At 69.7% G+C, this 15,763-nt stretch carries 16 protein-coding genes, 1 other RNA gene and 1 riboswitch; of the genes, 9 read left to right on the top strand and 8 right to left on the bottom strand.

What is annotated here, in order from left to right; all coding sequences use genetic code 11:
• The first annotated feature begins 64 nt into the window (after window positions 1-64).
• Window positions 65-1,147, top strand: coding sequence for a bifunctional diaminohydroxyphosphoribosylaminopyrimidine deaminase/5-amino-6-(5-phosphoribosylamino)uracil reductase RibD (ribD, locus tag AC3ITM_RS03210; protein WP_489268394.1), 1,083 nt, complete (start codon window positions 65-67; stop codon window positions 1,145-1,147).
• Window positions 1,148-1,268: 121 nt separating this feature from the next.
• Here ribD and AC3ITM_RS03215 read toward each other — a convergent pair whose 3' ends face one another.
• Both AC3ITM_RS03215 and AC3ITM_RS03220 read right to left on the bottom strand, forming a co-directional pair.
• The gene (locus AC3ITM_RS03215) at window positions 1,269-2,147 is read right to left on the bottom strand and encodes a hypothetical protein (protein WP_489268396.1); all 879 of its coding nucleotides are present in this window, start codon (window positions 2,145-2,147) and stop codon (window positions 1,269-1,271) included.
• 407 nt (window positions 2,148-2,554) lie between these two features.
• Window positions 2,555-3,193, bottom strand: a complete 639-nt coding sequence (locus AC3ITM_RS03220; RefSeq protein WP_489268398.1) for an outer membrane beta-barrel protein — start codon at window positions 3,191-3,193, stop codon at window positions 2,555-2,557.
• A gap of 155 nt (window positions 3,194-3,348) precedes the next feature.
• A riboswitch (FMN riboswitch) is annotated at window positions 3,349-3,493 on the top strand.
• A 76-nt stretch (window positions 3,494-3,569) separates the two neighbouring features.
• Between AC3ITM_RS03220 and AC3ITM_RS03225 the strand changes: the two genes are divergently transcribed.
• From AC3ITM_RS03225 to thiL, 5 genes are all read left to right on the top strand, one after another.
• The gene (locus AC3ITM_RS03225) at window positions 3,570-4,202 is read left to right on the top strand and encodes a riboflavin synthase (protein ID WP_489268400.1); all 633 of its coding nucleotides are present in this window, start codon (window positions 3,570-3,572) and stop codon (window positions 4,200-4,202) included.
• Window positions 4,199-5,314, top strand: a complete 1,116-nt coding sequence (ribB, locus tag AC3ITM_RS03230) for a 3,4-dihydroxy-2-butanone-4-phosphate synthase (protein ID WP_489268402.1) — start codon at window positions 4,199-4,201, stop codon at window positions 5,312-5,314. The genes AC3ITM_RS03225 and ribB overlap by 4 nt, the downstream gene beginning before the upstream one ends.
• 295 nt (window positions 5,315-5,609) lie before the next feature.
• On the top strand, window positions 5,610-6,077 hold the full coding sequence (gene ribH / locus AC3ITM_RS03235; protein WP_489268404.1) for a 6,7-dimethyl-8-ribityllumazine synthase: 468 nt from the start codon (window positions 5,610-5,612) through the stop codon (window positions 6,075-6,077).
• Window positions 6,074-6,553 carry a transcription antitermination factor NusB gene (nusB, locus tag AC3ITM_RS03240; protein ID WP_489268406.1) on the top strand — a complete coding sequence of 160 codons (480 nt, stop codon included), beginning with the start codon at window positions 6,074-6,076 and terminating at the stop codon, window positions 6,551-6,553. The genes ribH and nusB overlap by 4 nt, the downstream gene beginning before the upstream one ends.
• A gap of 207 nt (window positions 6,554-6,760) precedes the next feature.
• Window positions 6,761-7,726 (top strand): thiamine-phosphate kinase, encoded by a 966-nt coding sequence (gene thiL, locus AC3ITM_RS03245; protein WP_489268408.1) that lies wholly within the window; start codon window positions 6,761-6,763, stop codon window positions 7,724-7,726.
• A gap of 45 nt (window positions 7,727-7,771) precedes the next feature.
• Here the strand turns inward: thiL and AC3ITM_RS03250 are convergent, their stop codons facing one another.
• Genes AC3ITM_RS03250 through AC3ITM_RS03265 form a run of 4 tightly spaced genes read right to left on the bottom strand, consistent with a single transcriptional unit; the run spans window position 7,772 to window position 11,811 of the window.
• Window positions 7,772-9,160 carry an FAD-binding oxidoreductase gene (locus AC3ITM_RS03250; protein ID WP_489268410.1) on the bottom strand — a complete coding sequence of 463 codons (1,389 nt, stop codon included), beginning with the start codon at window positions 9,158-9,160 and terminating at the stop codon, window positions 7,772-7,774.
• Window positions 9,160-9,699: a metal-dependent hydrolase gene (locus tag AC3ITM_RS03255; protein ID WP_489268412.1), complete on the bottom strand. Its 540-nt coding sequence runs from the start codon at window positions 9,697-9,699 to the stop codon at window positions 9,160-9,162. The genes AC3ITM_RS03250 and AC3ITM_RS03255 overlap by 1 nt, the downstream gene beginning before the upstream one ends.
• A gap of 16 nt (window positions 9,700-9,715) precedes the next feature.
• Window positions 9,716-10,084: a YraN family protein gene (locus tag AC3ITM_RS03260; RefSeq protein ID WP_489270016.1), complete on the bottom strand. Its 369-nt coding sequence runs from the start codon at window positions 10,082-10,084 to the stop codon at window positions 9,716-9,718.
• 5 nt (window positions 10,085-10,089) lie between these two features.
• Window positions 10,090-11,811, bottom strand: coding sequence for a penicillin-binding protein activator (locus tag AC3ITM_RS03265; RefSeq protein WP_489268414.1), 1,722 nt, complete (start codon window positions 11,809-11,811; stop codon window positions 10,090-10,092).
• 80 nt (window positions 11,812-11,891) lie between these two features.
• On the opposite strand from AC3ITM_RS03265, the gene rsmI reads away from it, so the two are divergent.
• Window positions 11,892-12,713, top strand: coding sequence for a 16S rRNA (cytidine(1402)-2'-O)-methyltransferase (gene rsmI, locus AC3ITM_RS03270; protein WP_228887680.1), 822 nt, complete (start codon window positions 11,892-11,894; stop codon window positions 12,711-12,713).
• A 37-nt stretch (window positions 12,714-12,750) separates the two neighbouring features.
• Window positions 12,751-13,102, top strand: an RNA gene (rnpB, locus tag AC3ITM_RS03275) — RNase P RNA component class A.
• Window positions 13,103-13,594: 492 nt separating this feature from the next.
• On the opposite strand, the gene AC3ITM_RS03280 is transcribed toward rnpB, so the two are convergent.
• On the bottom strand, window positions 13,595-14,104 hold the full coding sequence (locus tag AC3ITM_RS03280; RefSeq protein WP_489268416.1) for a DM13 domain-containing protein: 510 nt from the start codon (window positions 14,102-14,104) through the stop codon (window positions 13,595-13,597).
• Window positions 14,105-14,210: 106 nt separating this feature from the next.
• Window positions 14,211-14,978: an NRDE family protein gene (locus AC3ITM_RS03285; RefSeq protein WP_489268418.1), complete on the bottom strand. Its 768-nt coding sequence runs from the start codon at window positions 14,976-14,978 to the stop codon at window positions 14,211-14,213.
• 325 nt (window positions 14,979-15,303) lie between these two features.
• Here AC3ITM_RS03285 and mraZ point away from each other — a divergent pair, with 325 nt between their 5' ends.
• A complete protein-coding gene (gene mraZ, locus AC3ITM_RS03290) occupies window positions 15,304-15,750 on the top strand; it encodes a division/cell wall cluster transcriptional repressor MraZ (RefSeq protein WP_259209259.1) in 447 nt (148 codons plus the stop codon).
• Window positions 15,751-15,763: the final 13 nt, after the last annotated feature.

The raw sequence follows: 15,763 nt of genomic DNA on the forward strand, positions 1-15,763 counted from the left end.
GCGTTGCGGCCCCCCTGCTGGGCTACCATCGGCGCTGCACGCCTGCCGCCCGACGACTGTTGCCATGACCGATTTTTCCGCCCTCGACCACCTGCACATGGCACACGCCCTGCGCCTGGCCGAACGCGCTGCCTATACCGCCCGGCCCAACCCGATGGTCGGCTGCGTGATCGCCCATGGCACCGAAGTGGTGGGTGAAGGCTGGCACCAGCGCACCGGCGGGCCGCATGCCGAAGTATTCGCGCTGCGCCAGGCCGGCGCGCGCGCCCGGGGCGCCACCGCCTACGTCACCCTGGAACCCTGCGCGCACCAGGGGCGCACCCCGCCGTGCGCACTGGCGCTGATCCAGGCCGGGGTCGGCCGGGTGGTGGCGGCGATGCGCGACCCGTTCCCGAAGGTCGACGGCGGTGGCTTCGACCTGCTGCGCCAGGCCGGCATCGCGGTCGCCGAAGGGCTGATGGCCGGGCCGGCGCGCGAACTCAACCGGGGCTTCCTGTCGCGCATCGAGCGCGGCCGGCCGTGGGTGCGGGTCAAGCTGGCCGCCAGCCTGGATGGCCGCACCGCGATGGCCGACGGCCGTTCCAAGTGGATCACCGGCGCGGCCGCACGCGAGGATGTGCAGCACTGGCGCGCGCGTGCCGGCGCGATCCTGACCGGCGCGGCCACCGTGCTGGCCGACGACCCGATGCTGACCGTGCGCCTGGCCGATACCGAGGTGCTGCCGCCCCTGCGCGTGGTGCTCGATGCGCGGCTGCGCTCGCTGGAGTGCGCGCGGGTGCGCGAGGGCGGGGCGCCAACGCTGTACCTGCACGATGCGGCCATCAGTGCACCGGATGCGGCCGATGCGGAATTTGCCAGCGTGCGCTGCCAAGACGGCCGCCTGGACCTGGGCGCGGTGCTGGCCCTGCTCGCCGAGCGCGGCATCAACGAGGTCCACACCGAAGCCGGCGCCACCCTGGCCGGGGCGCTGCTGGCCGGCGGCTGGGCCGATGAACTGCTGCTCTACCAGGCACCCACGTTGCTGGGCGAACACGGCCTGCCGCTGCTGTCCGGGCTGGGCATCCATGCGATGGACCAGCAGCAACGGCTGCGCGTGGTGGACCAGCGCCAGGTTGGCGAAGATATGCGACTGCTGTTGCGGGCGTAACCGGTGGTCTGCGCGACGACCAACGGTCGTCGCCTACCCGGAGCCGGTTGGCATCGACCCGGAGCCGATTGGCACCGGGCAGGGGGCGGTAGGTACCGACCGTTGGTCGGTACGCCTCACCTCAGCCGCAGTCGTCGCCCCACATCGCCTCGGCCATCGAACGCAGCGCCTTGCATTCCCGGGTCATTGCCTCCGGCGTCATCACCTTGGCCTTGGCCTTGAGTTCCTCGGCCATGGCGTCCACGCCGGGCACCTGGTCCGGCGCGGTCCTGGCCAGGCACTGGCGATGCTGCTGCAGCAGCAGGTCGCAGCCCGGTACGCCGGTAACCTTGGGCGCCTCCAGCGCGGCTGCTTCCTGCGACCACACCGCGAACGGCAGCAACGCGTTGACCACCGGCGCCACCAGATCGTCCAGGTTGGCGCTGTGCCAACCGGCGCCTTCACCGGCCGGATACAGATCCAGGGTGCCGCGCACCGCCTGCCGCGGGCCGTCGCGCAGGGCGGCAAGATAAGCGTCGGTGAAGCGGGTGAGGTTGGCGCTGGAATCCTCGCGCACGGCCGCCTCGAACAGCGGACGCAGGCCGTCCAGCGCGGTTACCTGGCAGGTGAAGCCGACCGCGGCGATCTTGCCCGCCACCGACGGGTTGTCGCGAATCTGCGCCTGGTCTGCGCGGCAGTGGGTCTTGTGCAGGTTGGCACTGAGCAGTGCCGGCACCGCGCTGCCGCCGCTGGTGTCGCCGCTCTTGGCCAGCAGCGCCTGCAGCGGCGCGGCCATCGCCGCTGCCAGCCCGCCCGGTGTGGGCGTCACCGCATCCTGGCCGTCGAAGGCCGGGCGCAGCGCATCGTTGAGGGTGCGCGCGGCGGCGGCATCGTCTTCCAGCAGCACGCGTGCGTACAGGTCGAAGGTCTGTTCGGGGCTGAGCGTGGTGGCCGGCGCAGCGATGGCCAGTGCGGGGGTGCAGAGCAGGGCTGCGGCCAGTGCCACGCAGGTTGTTTTCATGGTCAGCGTCCAATGCGGGGGGCGCAAAATCCTACCGCATTCGTGCCATGGCGGTGCCGTGGCGCGCCTCCCGGTGGGGTCGGTTCCCGAACGACTGCCGTTGGCCGTTGCCGCGTTCGTCGCATGCACGGCAATGCTCGAGGCAATGCCCTGACGACGGTGGAGCCTGCTGCGTTCAGCGGTCATGTCGTCACCGCGCGTTGCACCGCTACCGGCAGTCGACCAAGGTTCGACCCTACCAGGCGCCTTCGTGCGCCAGTAGGGTCGGTTCCCGAGCGACTGCCGATAACCCCTGCCGCGTTCATCGCACGCATGGCAATGATCGAAGCAACGCCCTGCGACGCAAAAAAAACGGGCCCCTTGCGGGGCCCGTTCGATCATGGCGCAGCGAGACCGCTGCGGCCCGATCAGAAACTGGCGCGCATGTCCACCGAGTACTGGGTGACGTCGCGGTAAGCCTGCACTTCGCCGACCAGGCCCCAGGTACGGGTGAAGTTGACCTGGCCGCCGACATTGCCGACCCAGGTGCCCTTGAAATCGCTGCCACCGTCCAGGTAACCGGCCTTGGCCCACGCTTCGGTACGCACCGACGGCTTGCCGCGCACACCCAGGGTGGCACGACCGGCGTTGGTGTGGTCCTTGTCCTTGGCGCTGTCGAAACCGTCGACCGACAGCTTGGCTTCCACGTTCTGGCGCACCCAGGCGATGTCGGCGGTGAAGTCGACCCGGTCGCTCATTTCCATGTGGTAACCGATACCCAGCTCCGGCTGGTTCAGCTCCAGCTTGAGGCGGGCGTCGTAGCCGGCGACGTTGCCGTTGTAGCTCTTGGACAGGTACGACCACGCACCGAACACATTGACCTGCGGGCCGATGTCGAACGAGCCGCGGATGTAGCCGCCGTCCACCTTCGGATCGTTGAAGCCGTCGTCGTTGGTGTCCATCTGGGTCCAGCCGGCTTCGACGTAGGTGTAGCTGACGCGTTCGGCGGCCGAGGCGGCGAACGGAGTTGCGGCCAGCAGGGCGGCGGCCAGAAGCATCTTGCGCATGTGGATTCCTTGGGTAGTGAGGTCCATTTCAGCCGGCCCGACAGGACGGCAGGGCGGCGATCGGTGCCGCGCGGGCCGGATGTTAACAAGTTTTTTACGGAAAGCGGGCGCTCAGCTCGCCCTGATACAATGCGCGGGCCGGTTCGCCGGTACACAAACGTCTTCAGGGCGGGGTGCGATTCCCCACCGGCGGTAGGTGCGCAAGCACGAGCCCGCGAGCGCTTCCAGCCCCGCTGGAAGGTCAGCAGATCCGGTCCGATGCCGGAGCCGACGGTATAGTCCGGATGAAAGAAGACGGTGCGGCCGGGCCTTTGCGCGCGGCGTGCACCACTATGCCTTGCGGCGTTTTTCGCTCACTTTCCGCGGAGAACGTTCCTTGTTTACTGGAATCATCGAAGGCGTCGGCCGTCTGGCCGCACGCGACACCATCGGCGGCGATGTCCGCTTCACCTTCAACGTCGGCAGCCTGCCGTTCGACGCCGTGCAGCTGGGCGAGAGCATTGCCGTCAATGGCGTGTGCCTGACCGTCATCGCCCATGACGCCACCAGTTTCCAGGCCGATGCCTCGACCGAGACGCTGGGCCTGACCACGCTTGGCCAACTGGCCGACGGCGCGGTGATCAACCTGGAGCGCGCGATGCGCCCGACCGACCGTCTCGGCGGCCACCTGGTCAGCGGCCACGTCGATGGCCTGGGCCGGGTGCTGTCGGTGCACGAGGACGCCCGTGCCCAACGCTGGCGCTTCGCCGCCCCGGCCGCGCTGCTGCGCTACATCGCCAGGAAGGGCTCGATCTGCGTGGACGGGGTCAGCCTGACCGTCAACGAGGTCGACGATGCCGGCTTCGAGGTCGCGCTGATCCCGCATACCGTGGCCAACACCGCCTTTGGCGCCACCGCCGTGGGCGACGCGGTCAACCTGGAAATCGACCTGGTCGCCCGCTATGTGGAGCGTCTGCTCGCCATGCCGGCCAATGCCCAACCGCTGCACGGTGCAGGAGCGCGCGCATGAATTTCGCCCCCATCCCCGAAATCCTCGAGGACATCCGCCTGGGCCGCATGGTGGTGATCGTCGATGACGAAGACCGCGAGAACGAAGGCGACCTGATCATGGCCGCCGAGCTGGTCAAGCCGTCGGACATCAACTTCATGGTCACCCATGGCCGGGGCCTGGTGTGCCTGCCGCTGACCCGCGAGCGCGCCGCCGATCTGGGCCTGGCGCCGATGGTGCAGGCCAATACCGCGCAGTTCCAGACCAACTTCACGGTGAGCATCGAAGCTGCCGAGGGGGTCACCACCGGCATCTCGGCCTATGACCGCGCCCATACCATCCGTACCGCGGTCAAGCCCGATGCCAAGCCGGCCGACCTGCACCAGCCGGGCCATATCTTCCCGCTGATCGCCCAGCCCGGCGGGGTGCTGACCCGCGCCGGCCACACCGAGGCCGGGGTCGACCTGGCCATGCTGGCCGGGCTGGAACCGGCCGGCGTGCTGGTGGAAATCCTCAACCCCGACGGCAGCATGGCGCGCCGCCCGGAACTGGAGGTGTTCGCCCGCGAGCACGGCCTGAAGATGGGCTCGATCGCCGACCTGATCGCCTACCGCCTGGCCACCGAAAAGACCGTCGAGCGCGTCGACGAGCGCGAGATCGACACCGAGTTCGGCCCGTTCACGCTGGTCACCTACCGCGACCGGATCGCCCATGACCTGCATTTCGCCCTGGTCCGCGGCCCGGTGGATGCCGCTCCGACCCTGGTCCGGGTGCAGGTGGAGAACCCGCTGGCCGACCTGCTGCACTGGCGTCGCGACGATTTCGGGGTGGCCTCCACCGATGCCCTGCGCGCCATCGCCGCGGCCGGGCGCGGGGTGATGGTGGTGTTGTCGGCGCCGCGCGACAGCAACAGCCTGCTGGCCCGCCTGCGCCAGCAGCCGGCCCCGGTCACCCCCGGCAAGGACAAGGACGTGGGCCAGTGGCGCCGCAACGGCGCCGGCGCGCAGATCCTGTCCGACCTGGGCCTGGGCAAGCTGCGCGTGCTGGGCACCCCGCGCCGTCAGATCGGCCTGGCCGGTTATGGCCTGGAAGTGGTCGAGACGGTGGAGAACACGTCATCGCATGCGCGCTGACGCCCCCCGATTTGCTTCGCAAACCGCGGGTCCCTCTTACCATCATCCAGACCCCCGCCGCTCCGCGGCAGCCCCCTGACTCAGGGGGAACACGTCATCGCATGCGCGCTGACGCCCCCCGATTTGCTTCGCAAACCGCGGGTCCCTCTTACCATCATCCAGACCCCCGCCGCTTCGCGGCAGCCCCCTGACTCAGGGGGCTTTCCCATCCGACCCGTCCCGTAACGCGCGGCGACCCGGCTACACGCGGCCATGCGCTAGAATATTCATCTATTAAATGGACCCCACGCCGAACATGAGCCATTACGAAGGCGACCTCCGTACTCCGGAAAAGGCCCGTTTCGCCATCCTCGCCAGCCGCTGGAACGCCCGCATCACCGACGTGCTGGTGGCCGGCGCGCGGCAGAGCCTGGCCGGCAACGGGATCGACGAGACCGCCATCGACGTGATCCGGGTGCCCGGCGCCTGGGAACTGCCGCTGGTCGCCGCGCGCCTGGCCGCCGCGCATGAACATGCGGCCATCATCGCCCTGGGCTGCGTGATCCGTGGCGACACCCGCCACTACGAACACGTCGCCGATGGCTGTGCCGACGGCCTGATGCGCGTGCAGCTGGACTTCGGCGTGCCGGTGCTCAATGGCGTACTGGCCGTCGAGCGGGCCGAGGATGCCGAAGCCCGCGCCGGTGGCAGCCACGGCAACAAGGGTGAGGAAGCCGCACTGACGGCGTTGGAAATGGTCAATCTTCTGGAGCAGTTGCCGTGAACAAGTCAACCCCGGGCAAGCCCTCCGGCAAGCCGGTCCGCCGCGATGGCGTCGACCCGGTGCTGCGCTCGCGCGCCCGTCGCCGCGCCCTGCAGGCGATCTACGCCTGGCAGATCTCCGGTGGCAACGTGCAGTCGGTGGTGGCGCAGTTCGCCCACGAACAGGCCCGCGAAATCGCCGATCTGGCCTATTTCGAAGCCCTGGTGCACGGCGTGCTGGACCACCGCAAGGACCTGGACGAGGCGCTGGACCCGTACCTGGACCGCGGCATCGAGGAAGTGGACGCGATCGAGCGTGCCGCGCTGCGCGTGGCGGCCTATGAAATGCGCTATCGCCTGGACGTGCCGTACCGGGTGGTGATCAACGAAGCGATCGAGTCGGCCAAGCGTTTTGGCTCCGAGCACGGCCACACCTACGTCAACGGCGTACTGGACCGCGCGGCGGTGGAATGGCGCAAGGCCGAAAACGGGGGGTAACGACGGCGCATTCGCGCTGTCGCCCCACATTTTGCGTTGCAAAACGCGGGCCCCCGGCTCATAAGCCTCCACACCCCCGCGGCTCCGCCGCGCCCCCTTGACTCAAGGGGGGCTATGTCCTCCGGCCATTGCTGCGGTGTCTGCAGGATCTTCGGAGACCGGTAGGTACCGACCGTTGGTCGGCACACGCCCCCCGCAGGAACCCTCATGTCCCTCGCCGAATTTTTGCTGATCGAACGCATCCGTGCCCGCACCGGCGCACGCGCCGACGTGGCGCTGGGGATCGGCGATGATGCCGCGCTGCTGCAGCCGCGCGCCGGCGAACAGCTGGCGGTGACCGCTGACACGCTCAACAGCGGCGTGCATTTTCCGTCGGAAACCCCGGCCTTCGAGATCGGCTGGAAGACCCTGGCGGTAAACCTGTCCGACCTGGCCGCGATGGGCGCGCGCCCGGCGTGGTGCACGCTGGCGCTGTCGCTGCCGACGGCCGAAGCGGCCTGGGTCGACGCCTTCGCCGACGGTTTCTTCGCGCTGGCCGACGAACACGACATCGTGCTGATTGGCGGCGATACCACCCGCGGCCCGTTGTCGCTGTCGGTCACCGCGATCGGCCAGGTCGCCGCCGGCCAGGCGCTACGCCGTGATGCGGCGCAGGTGGGCGACGATATCTGGGTCAGCGGCACCCTGGGCGATGCGGCCGGTGCGCTGCGCCTGTGGCAGCAGGGCCGGCTGGACGTTGCCGCGGTCGCCGCCGACGACGACCACGAACAGCTGCGCCAGCGCCTGCTGTGCCCGCTGCCGCGGGTCAAGCTCGGCCAGCGCCTGCGCGCCTACGCGCACGCGGCCATCGATATCTCCGACGGTCTGCTCGCCGACCTGGGCCATATCGTGGCGCGCAGCGGCGTGGCCGCGCAGCTGGAGGTGGACACCCTGCCGGTGTCCGCGGCGCTGCGCAACGCGCTGGGCCGCGAGCAGGCGCGCGATTGCGCGCTGCGCGGCGGCGATGACTACGAACTGTGCTTCACCGCCGCCGCCGACCAGCGCGATGCGTTGCACGCACTGGCCAACATGCTGGCCCTGCCGCTGACCCGGATCGGCCGGATCACCGCCGGCCAGGGCGTGCACGGCGACAACCTGCCCGGCGCGGACGGCTACCAGCATTTCGCCGGCTGAGCGTGCGGCCTGCGGCCGTCGCCTGGTCGATCGGGTACGCGGCGCTCAGGCCAGCGGGGGCAGCACCTTGCCCGGGTTGAGGATATGGTCCGGGTCCAGCGCGTGCTTGATCGCGCGCATCGCCGCCAGCGTGGCCGGGCTGAAGGCCTGGGCCATGAAATCGCGCTTGGCCAGGCCGATCCCGTGTTCGCCCGACAGCGTGCCGCCCAGCGCCAGGGTCAGCTGGAAAATGCGCGGCAGCGCGGCCTGCGCGCGTGCGTTCTCGTCGGCATCGTCGGGGTGGTAGAGGATGTTGACGTGCAGGTTGCCGTTGCCGGCATGACCGAAGGTGACGATGGTCAGGCCGAATTCCCGCGCCAGCGCCTGTACCCCGGCGACCAGTTCGGGAATGCGCGACACCGGCACCACCACGTCCTCGTTGATCTTGCCCGGGGCGATGCTGCGCAGCGCCGGTGACAGCGCCTTGCGCGCGGCCCACAGTTTTTCGCGCGCGGCCCCTTCCATCGCCACGTCCAGCGCCAGCAGGCCCTCGCCTTCGGCCGCACTGGCCAGCGCCTGCAGCAGATAGGGGAGGGTGTCGTGGTCGCCGTCGGCCTCCACCAGCAGCATCGCGCCGGCGTCGGGCACCTGCGCACCATTGCCGCGCAGCAGCTGCAGGCTGCGCGCATCCATGAACTCCAGCCGGGTCGGCACCACCGGTTGCGCCATCAGCCGCGACACCGCCGCGGCGGCGGCATCGGCATCGCGGTACAGCACGCGCAGGCCGGCCTGGGCCACCGGCAGCGGGGTGAGCTTCAAGGTGGCTTCCACGATCAGCGCCAGGGTGCCTTCGCTGCCCACCAGCAGGTGGGTCAGGTCGTAGCCGGTGGCGTCCTTGGTATAGGCGCCGCCGCACTGGATCAGTTCCCCGGCGCCGGTCACCGCCACCAGCCCCAGCACGTTGTCGCGGCTGGTGCCGTACTTCACTGCGCGTGGGCCGCCGGCATTGCAGGCCAGGTTGCCGCCGATGCTGCAGATCTCCGCGCTGGACGGGTCCGGCGCCCAGAACAGGCCGTGCGGCGCCAGCGCCTGCTGCAGGTCGCCGTTGAGCACGCCCGGCTCGACCACCGCGCAGCGGTTGCCGGGCTGGATGTCGACGATGCGGTCCATGCGCGCGAACGACAGCACGATGCTGCCGTTGACCGGCACCGCCGCGCCGGTGGTGCCGGTGCCGGCGCCGCGCGCGACCAGCGCGATGCGGTGCGCGCGGCAGGCGCGTACCAGCGCCACCACCTGGGCGCGGTCGCGCGGGAACGCCACGCCGAGCGGCAACTGGTGCCGCCAGGAGTTGTCCTGCGCGGCAGCGGCCAGCGCGGCGTCATCGGTACGCCAGCCGTCCTCGCCGAGCAGGGCCTGTACGGCGGCGAGGAAAGTGGCGGGCAGGGCAGCAGTCATCAGCGATTCCGGGGCGGGACAGGGGCGGGCTGGACCAGCTTCCAGCCGATCACCGCGGCGGCCAGCGGCAGCCACACCCAGCGCAGTTCGGACAGCAGCGTGGCCAGCCCGCGCGCGCTGAAGAACTGCCCGGCGAACGGCGATACGCGGATCGGCCGCCATGGCGCGAACAGGCGTTCGCCGCTCCATGGCCACCACAGCGCAACGCCGAGCCCGCCGGAGGTCAATGCATCCAGCAGCGGATGCGACAGTGCACTGATGCCGACGAACGCAGCGGCCTGCACCGCGCCGGCGCGCAGCGGGCGGTGCCCGGCGGCGGCCAGCAGGGCCAGCAGCGCGGCGAACAGCACCGAATGGCTGGCGCCGCGATGGCCGAAGCTGTCGGCGTAGGGAACACGCAGGGCGAAGGCCAGTACGTCGGCGTCGGGCAGCATGGCCGCGACCACGCCGGCGGCCAGCAACGGGCGGGATATGCGCCCGCGGTCGGCCGCGCACCACAACGCCAGCGGAATGGCCGCATGGGTGAAAATGCTGGGCATCAGTGCGTGCGGTCCATCAACAATCCTCCAGCCGGAAGGCGTCGCGCAGCCAGTGCAACTGCGGCGGGTCGCCGCTGGCGTCGATCACATCGAAGCGGCACGGACGCTCGGCCAGGGCCGGGTGGGCGGCCAGGAACAGTTGCGCGGCCAGGACCAGCTTGCGCCGCTTGCGCAGGTCCACCGACGCCGCGCCACCGCCGAAGCCGGCGCTGGCGCGGTACCGCACTTCGACGAAGACCGTGGTTTCACCGTCGCGCATGATCAGGTCCAGCTCGCCGCCGCGGTAACGCGCGTTGCGGCTGATCGGGCTCAGCCCGGCCTGGCACAGGTACGCCTGCGCGGCGGTTTCCACCGCCGCGCCGCGGCGTGCCCGCTCGCTGGGCATGGCCGTCAGTTGCTGCTGGCGATCGGCATCGGCCGGCCGCCGCTGAAGGTCGACCACGCCGGCACCCGCAGCACGTTGCCGTTGCTGTCCAGGAACAAGGTGCCGGTGGCGCCGGCCAGGCCGCCTTCGTTGGCCATCTTGTCCAGGTAGGCGCTGATCTTCCACGCGTCGAAACCGAACGCGAACAGGCGGCCGGATGCGCCGCGCGCCGACGGCAGGATCTGCCCGGCGGTGGTCGCCGACGGCAGCCCGGCCACGCCGCGCACGTTCCAGGCTTCGTTCGGATAGACGATGCCGTCCAGCGCCATGTCTTCTTCCACCTTGCCGGCGCCCACGGTCAGCTGCGAGGTGCCCACGCGGGTGGCGCCACCGGCACCGGCCAGCGCCAGCTGCGGCGCGAGCGCGCGTGCCTGCGGGGCCTTCACCGCCAACAGCACGCCATCGACCGCACCGGCATTGCGCACCTGCGCGCCGATGTCGCCGACGTTGTCGCCGACCGCGATCCTGGCCAGCACCTGGCCGCCGCGCTGGGCGAAGCGTTCGGCAAAGGCGGCCGCGGCGCGGCGGCCGTTGTCGTCGTTGCTGTGGATCACCAGCACCTTGCTGCGCTCGCGGCCGCGCAGGTATTCGGCGGCGATGATGCCGTCGTCTTCCGGTGCCAGCGAGAACCCGGCGCTGCCTGACGGCGGGCTGCCCTTGCCGCGGTTCAGGGCCAGCACCGGCACCGGCAGCTGGGCGCGGCCGAACACCGCATCGACCTCGTCGCGGCCGAGCGGGCCGACGATGAAGTCCGCGCCGGCGCTCACCGCCTTGTCGTAGGCGGCCACGGCACCGGCGGCGGTGCCGGCGGTATCGATGAACTGGATGTCCGGACGGCGCCGGTTCTCGCCGTAGTAGCCACTGAGCAGGCCATCGCGGACCGGCTGGGCGGCCGTGGCCAGGCGTCCGCTGAGCGGCAACAGCACCGCCAGCTTGACCGGTGGGCGGTAACCATCGCTCATCGCCGGCGGGCGCTTGCTGGTATCGAACTGCGCGGCGCCATCACGATCGAACGGACGCGGCAGCGGCAGGCCGCGCGCGATCAGCGCACGGCCGGCGAAGTTGTACAGCGGCTCGTTGGCCGGCAGGGCGGCCGCGCGGGCGCGCAGGGTGGCATCGTCCAGGCTGCCGAGCAGGCTGGCGATCGCCTGCTGGTTGTCGCTGCGCGCCTTGCCGGCCAGCGCTGCATGCGCGCGCGCACGTTCCTGGGCGGCACCGATGTTGTCGCCGGTGGCCTGCAGCGCATTGGCGCGGGCCAGCTGCCAGCGGGTGCGCAGCGTCGGCACCACCGTGTCGGAGGATTCCTTCAGCAGGGCCAGTGCCTGCGCCGGCTGCTTGTCGGCCAGGGCCAGTTCGGCGCTGGTCAGCTGGTAACGCTGCAGGCTGGCCCCGCCCAGCTGGCGTGCGGTGAGCTGGGTCAGCAGGCTGCGCGCGCGGGCGCTGTCGCCGGCCTCGTTCCAGGCAAAGGCCGCATCGGCCAGTGCGGCGCTGCGCGCGCCGCCCTTGAGCGTGTTGGCCAGGGCTTCCAGCTGCACGGCCGCATCGCGCGGCTTGCCCTGTTCGATCAAGGCAAGCGCCTGGGCCTGGGCCGGCGATTCGGGCGCGCTGGTCAGGCTCGTCGTGGCGCAGCCGGCCATCAGCAGCAGCGACAACGATAGGGCGGAGATCCGTGCAGCGGGCTTGTTCATGATCAGGTCCATTCGATGGGGGCAGCGGCCGTGGCCGGGGAACGGTACGATTCTACCCTTGACCCATGAGTGCCGTTGCGATGAGTGCTGTCCCTACGCTGTATGTCGTTGCCACCCCGATCGGCAACCTGGCCGACCTGACGCCGCGGGCGCAGGACGTGCTGCGCTCGGTGGCCGCCATCTGTGCCGAGGACACCCGCCGCAGCGGCCAGCTGCTGGCCCATTTCGGCATCCAGCAACCGCTGGTGGCGCTGCACGACCACAACGAGGAAGCCCTGGCGCAGCGCATCGTCGGCCGCCTGCTGGGCGGGGAGTCGCTGGCCCTGGTCAGCGATGCCGGCACCCCGCTGGTCAGCGACCCCGGCTACCGCCTGGTGCGCGCGGCGCGTGCCGCCGGCATCCGGGTCAGCCCGGTGCCCGGGGCCTGTGCGGCGATCGCCGCGCTGAGCGTGGCCGGCCTGCCCAGCGACCGTTTTACTTTCGAAGGCTTCCTGCCGGCCAAGGCCTCCGGCCGCCGCGAGCGCCTGCAGGGCCTGGCCGGCGAGACCCGCACCCTGGTGTTCTACGAGTCCTCGCACCGCATCGTCGAATCGCTGGCCGACATGGTGGCCGCCTTCGGTGCCGAGCGCCCGGCGGTGCTGGCGCGCGAGCTGACCAAGCTGTTTGAGACCGTGCTCGATGGCGACCTGGCCGCGCTGCTGCGCCAGGTGGAGGCCGACGACAACCAGCGCAAGGGCGAATTCGTGGTGATGGTGCAGGGCGCGGCCAGCGACGAGGAGGCCCAGCTGGCCCAGGGCCGGCGCCTGTATGCCAAGCTCAGCGAGCACCTGCCGCCGTCGACGGCGGCCAAACTGGCCGCCGAACTGACTGGCGCGCCGCGCAAGGCCTTGTACGGCGGTTGACCGGCGCGGGCGTGTTTTGTGGGACAATGCGCACGGCGGAGTCGGCCAGACAGTCGCGTCATCCCTTGCGGATGCCGAGGAAAGTCCGGGCTCCACAGGGCAAGGTGCCAGGTAACGCCTGGGCGGCGCGAGCCGACGGACTAGTGCAACAGAAAGATACCGCCTACGTTCCCTTCGGGGAGCCGGTAAGGGTGAAATGGTGCGGTAAGAGCGCACCGCGAGTCTGGTAACAGACCGGCACGGCAAACCCCACCTGGAGCAAGACCAAATAGGGACCTAATGGCGTGGCCCGCGTCGGGTCCGGGTAGGTTGCTTGAGCACTGCGGTGACGCAGTGCCTAGAAGAATGACTGTCCACGACAAAACCCGGCTTATCGGCCGGCTCCGCCGCTTTTTTCGCGGATTCGCGAAAAAAGCCCCAAGGTTTGCTGCGCAAACCTTGGGCCCCAGGCCACCAGCCTCCAATTCCCCGCGGCTAGCGCCGCGCCCCCTTTACTAAAGGGGGCTGTTCCACCAGAGGGTTTGACGACATCGGTGGGGCCGAACCCTGGTCGACTGCCGATAGCGGTGACATCGCTTTGGCGACATGAGCCTGGGTGGAAATGCACCGCACTGCTCTCCGTTTGTCGGTCATGCCGGCATCGCGCCTGGATACCTTCCGTGCGGTTGAGCAAGCTGCAACCCTACCGACGGCGATGTGTCGGTCTCGGTAGGGTCGAACCTTGGTCGACTGCCGATAACGGTGAGCGTCGCGTTGGCGACATGACCCTGGGCGAAGGCGGCTTTGTCGCCCGGTCATGCCGGCACCGCGCCTGCACGTTGCCGGCCGTTGAGCAGGCCGCAACCCGGCCGGGGCGGTTTCTCCGGCCGCGGTTGCTCCACTTACTCTCCCAGGTGCGCCGGTTCGCGGGCCAGGCTGTCGCGGTATTGCGCGGCGGAGATGAACTGGCTGAAGGCTTCGCACCAGACCACCACAGTGGTGTAGTCGTCCACGGCGACGGTGTCGGGTACCTCCAGCAGGAAACGTTCGAAGGTTTTGACGTCGCCGATCAGCTGCGCGTCCTGCTTGATGCGCAGGAAATCGCTGCGCGTGTCGACGAACTCCCGGGTCAGGTACAGCTTGTAATCCGGGCCGGGGCCCATCTTGCCGTGGAAGGCGATCTGGTCGTGGCTGACGCTGACCTTGCCGTCGGCCCAGTGCACCGCGTCGCTGCCCTTGAGGTCGCGTCGGAAGGTGCTGCGGTAGCTGGCCTTGCCCATCACTTCGTCCACCTGTTGGGCCGATGGGCCGTCCGGGGCGGTCAGGATCGGCAGCAGGTAGACGCCCAGGCCAACACCCAGGCCCAGGGCCAGGGCGTGGGTGGCGGCCAGGATCAACAGTCGTCGGTTCATCAGGAAATTCCCTCTGGAAAGGCGCGTGGCGCCACCGGCGCGGCAGGCGTCGGCATTCCTGTAGAGGAGGGCCGCAGGCGGAATGATCCGCGCCTGCGGTCTGTGTTCAGCCGGCGGTGCCGATCGGCAGCGTGGTCTGGCCCACGCAGTGCCCATCCGGGTCGAACCGGCGTTCGCTGATGAAACCGTGGCCACGGGCATCCAGTGCGATCACCGTGCTGGCGCGGGTGCCGTAGTCGGGGCTGGTGATGAAGGCCGACGACAGCCAACGTTCGCGCTCCAGGCCGATCCCGGTATCAGGCAGGTCGCGCTCGGCGGCCTGGCTGGGGTCGGCCAGCGCCTGCCACAGCGGGTCCAGCGCGTCTTCGCCGGCCGCCACCCAGGCGCGCAGCGCCGCGTTCAAGGCCAGGGTTTTCGGCCAGGGCGCGTCCAGCGGCCCGTTGGACATGCCATGGATGCCCGGCGCCAGGGGTTGCCGTCGCGCCGGGTGGTTGCCCAGGAACTGGCAGCTGTCGGCGTCGGCCAGCAGCAGGTTGAACGGGGCGTAGGCGGCCGCGGCGGCGGCCACGGTGTGGGCAACGCTGGCCGCCGGGGCGGTGCCGCGCAGGTAATCGGCCACCAGCGCGCCGCGCGAAGGGCCGGTCTGGCGGGCCAGCGGGTCGCGCACATTGGTGACCACCGCCATCCGCCCCTGCCGTCCCACCCCGGCCCAGGTGCCGCCCGAGCGCAGGTCGCGTCCGGCGATGACCCCGGTATCCGGGGCCGGCCAGGCCGTCAGCGGGGCGGTCGGGCGGGCGTGGAACTCATCGCGGTTGCCGGCCATGACCAGTTGCCAGCGTGGGTGGGTTTTCCAGGCAAGAGCGAGCAGGCACATGGCCCGCATTGTGCCGGGTTTGCGCAGGCACGGGCCGGTGGCGACAGCGGTGCAGATGAATGCGGCGCCATGTTTCACGCCATCTGCACGGGACTGAACTTCGGCCCAATCTCAAAAAATGAGACGAAACAGCAACTTGTGGATAAGCCTTGAACAAGTCTCTAAACATTGCTGCAAGCCCTTGATGCGCAAAGTGATTTCCGGCTCGCAAAGTTGTTGACAACCCAATTGGCACTGCTAAGGTGGGCAACAGAGGCAAAACCGGGTTTTTTGTGGTTTTTCGTGGTTCAATGTTTCACCGGGCGAAGGAAAAGGTGCACGCGTCGTGTTTCAGGGCGAGACGGCCATCACAGTTGACGATAAAGGGCGCATGGCGGTTCCCACCGCGCATCGCGACCTGGTCGCGCGCGTGAGCAACAACCGGCTGGTCCTGACCTACAACCCCTTCGAGTCCGGCTGCCTGTGGCTGTACGCCGAGCAGGAATGGGAACGGGTCCGCGACGACGTCATGGCCAAGCCCAACACACAGCGCGTCGTGCGTCTGCTGCAACAGAAGCTGGTCGGTTCGGCCGCGCATCTGGAGCTGGACGGCAACGGCCGCATCAGTATTCCTGCCAGCCACCGCGGTGCCGTTGGTATTGAAAAGAAGGCGGTTCTGCTCGGCATGGGCGACAAATTCGAATTGTGGAGCGAGCAGGCACATCGCGCGTTGATCCAGCAGACATTGTCTGACGGGGATCTGGGCGATGGGTTGCTCGACCTGAAGTTGTGAGCCGGGGTGCCCG

It is taken from the genome of Stenotrophomonas sp. KH_029 (genome assembly GCF_057839765.1).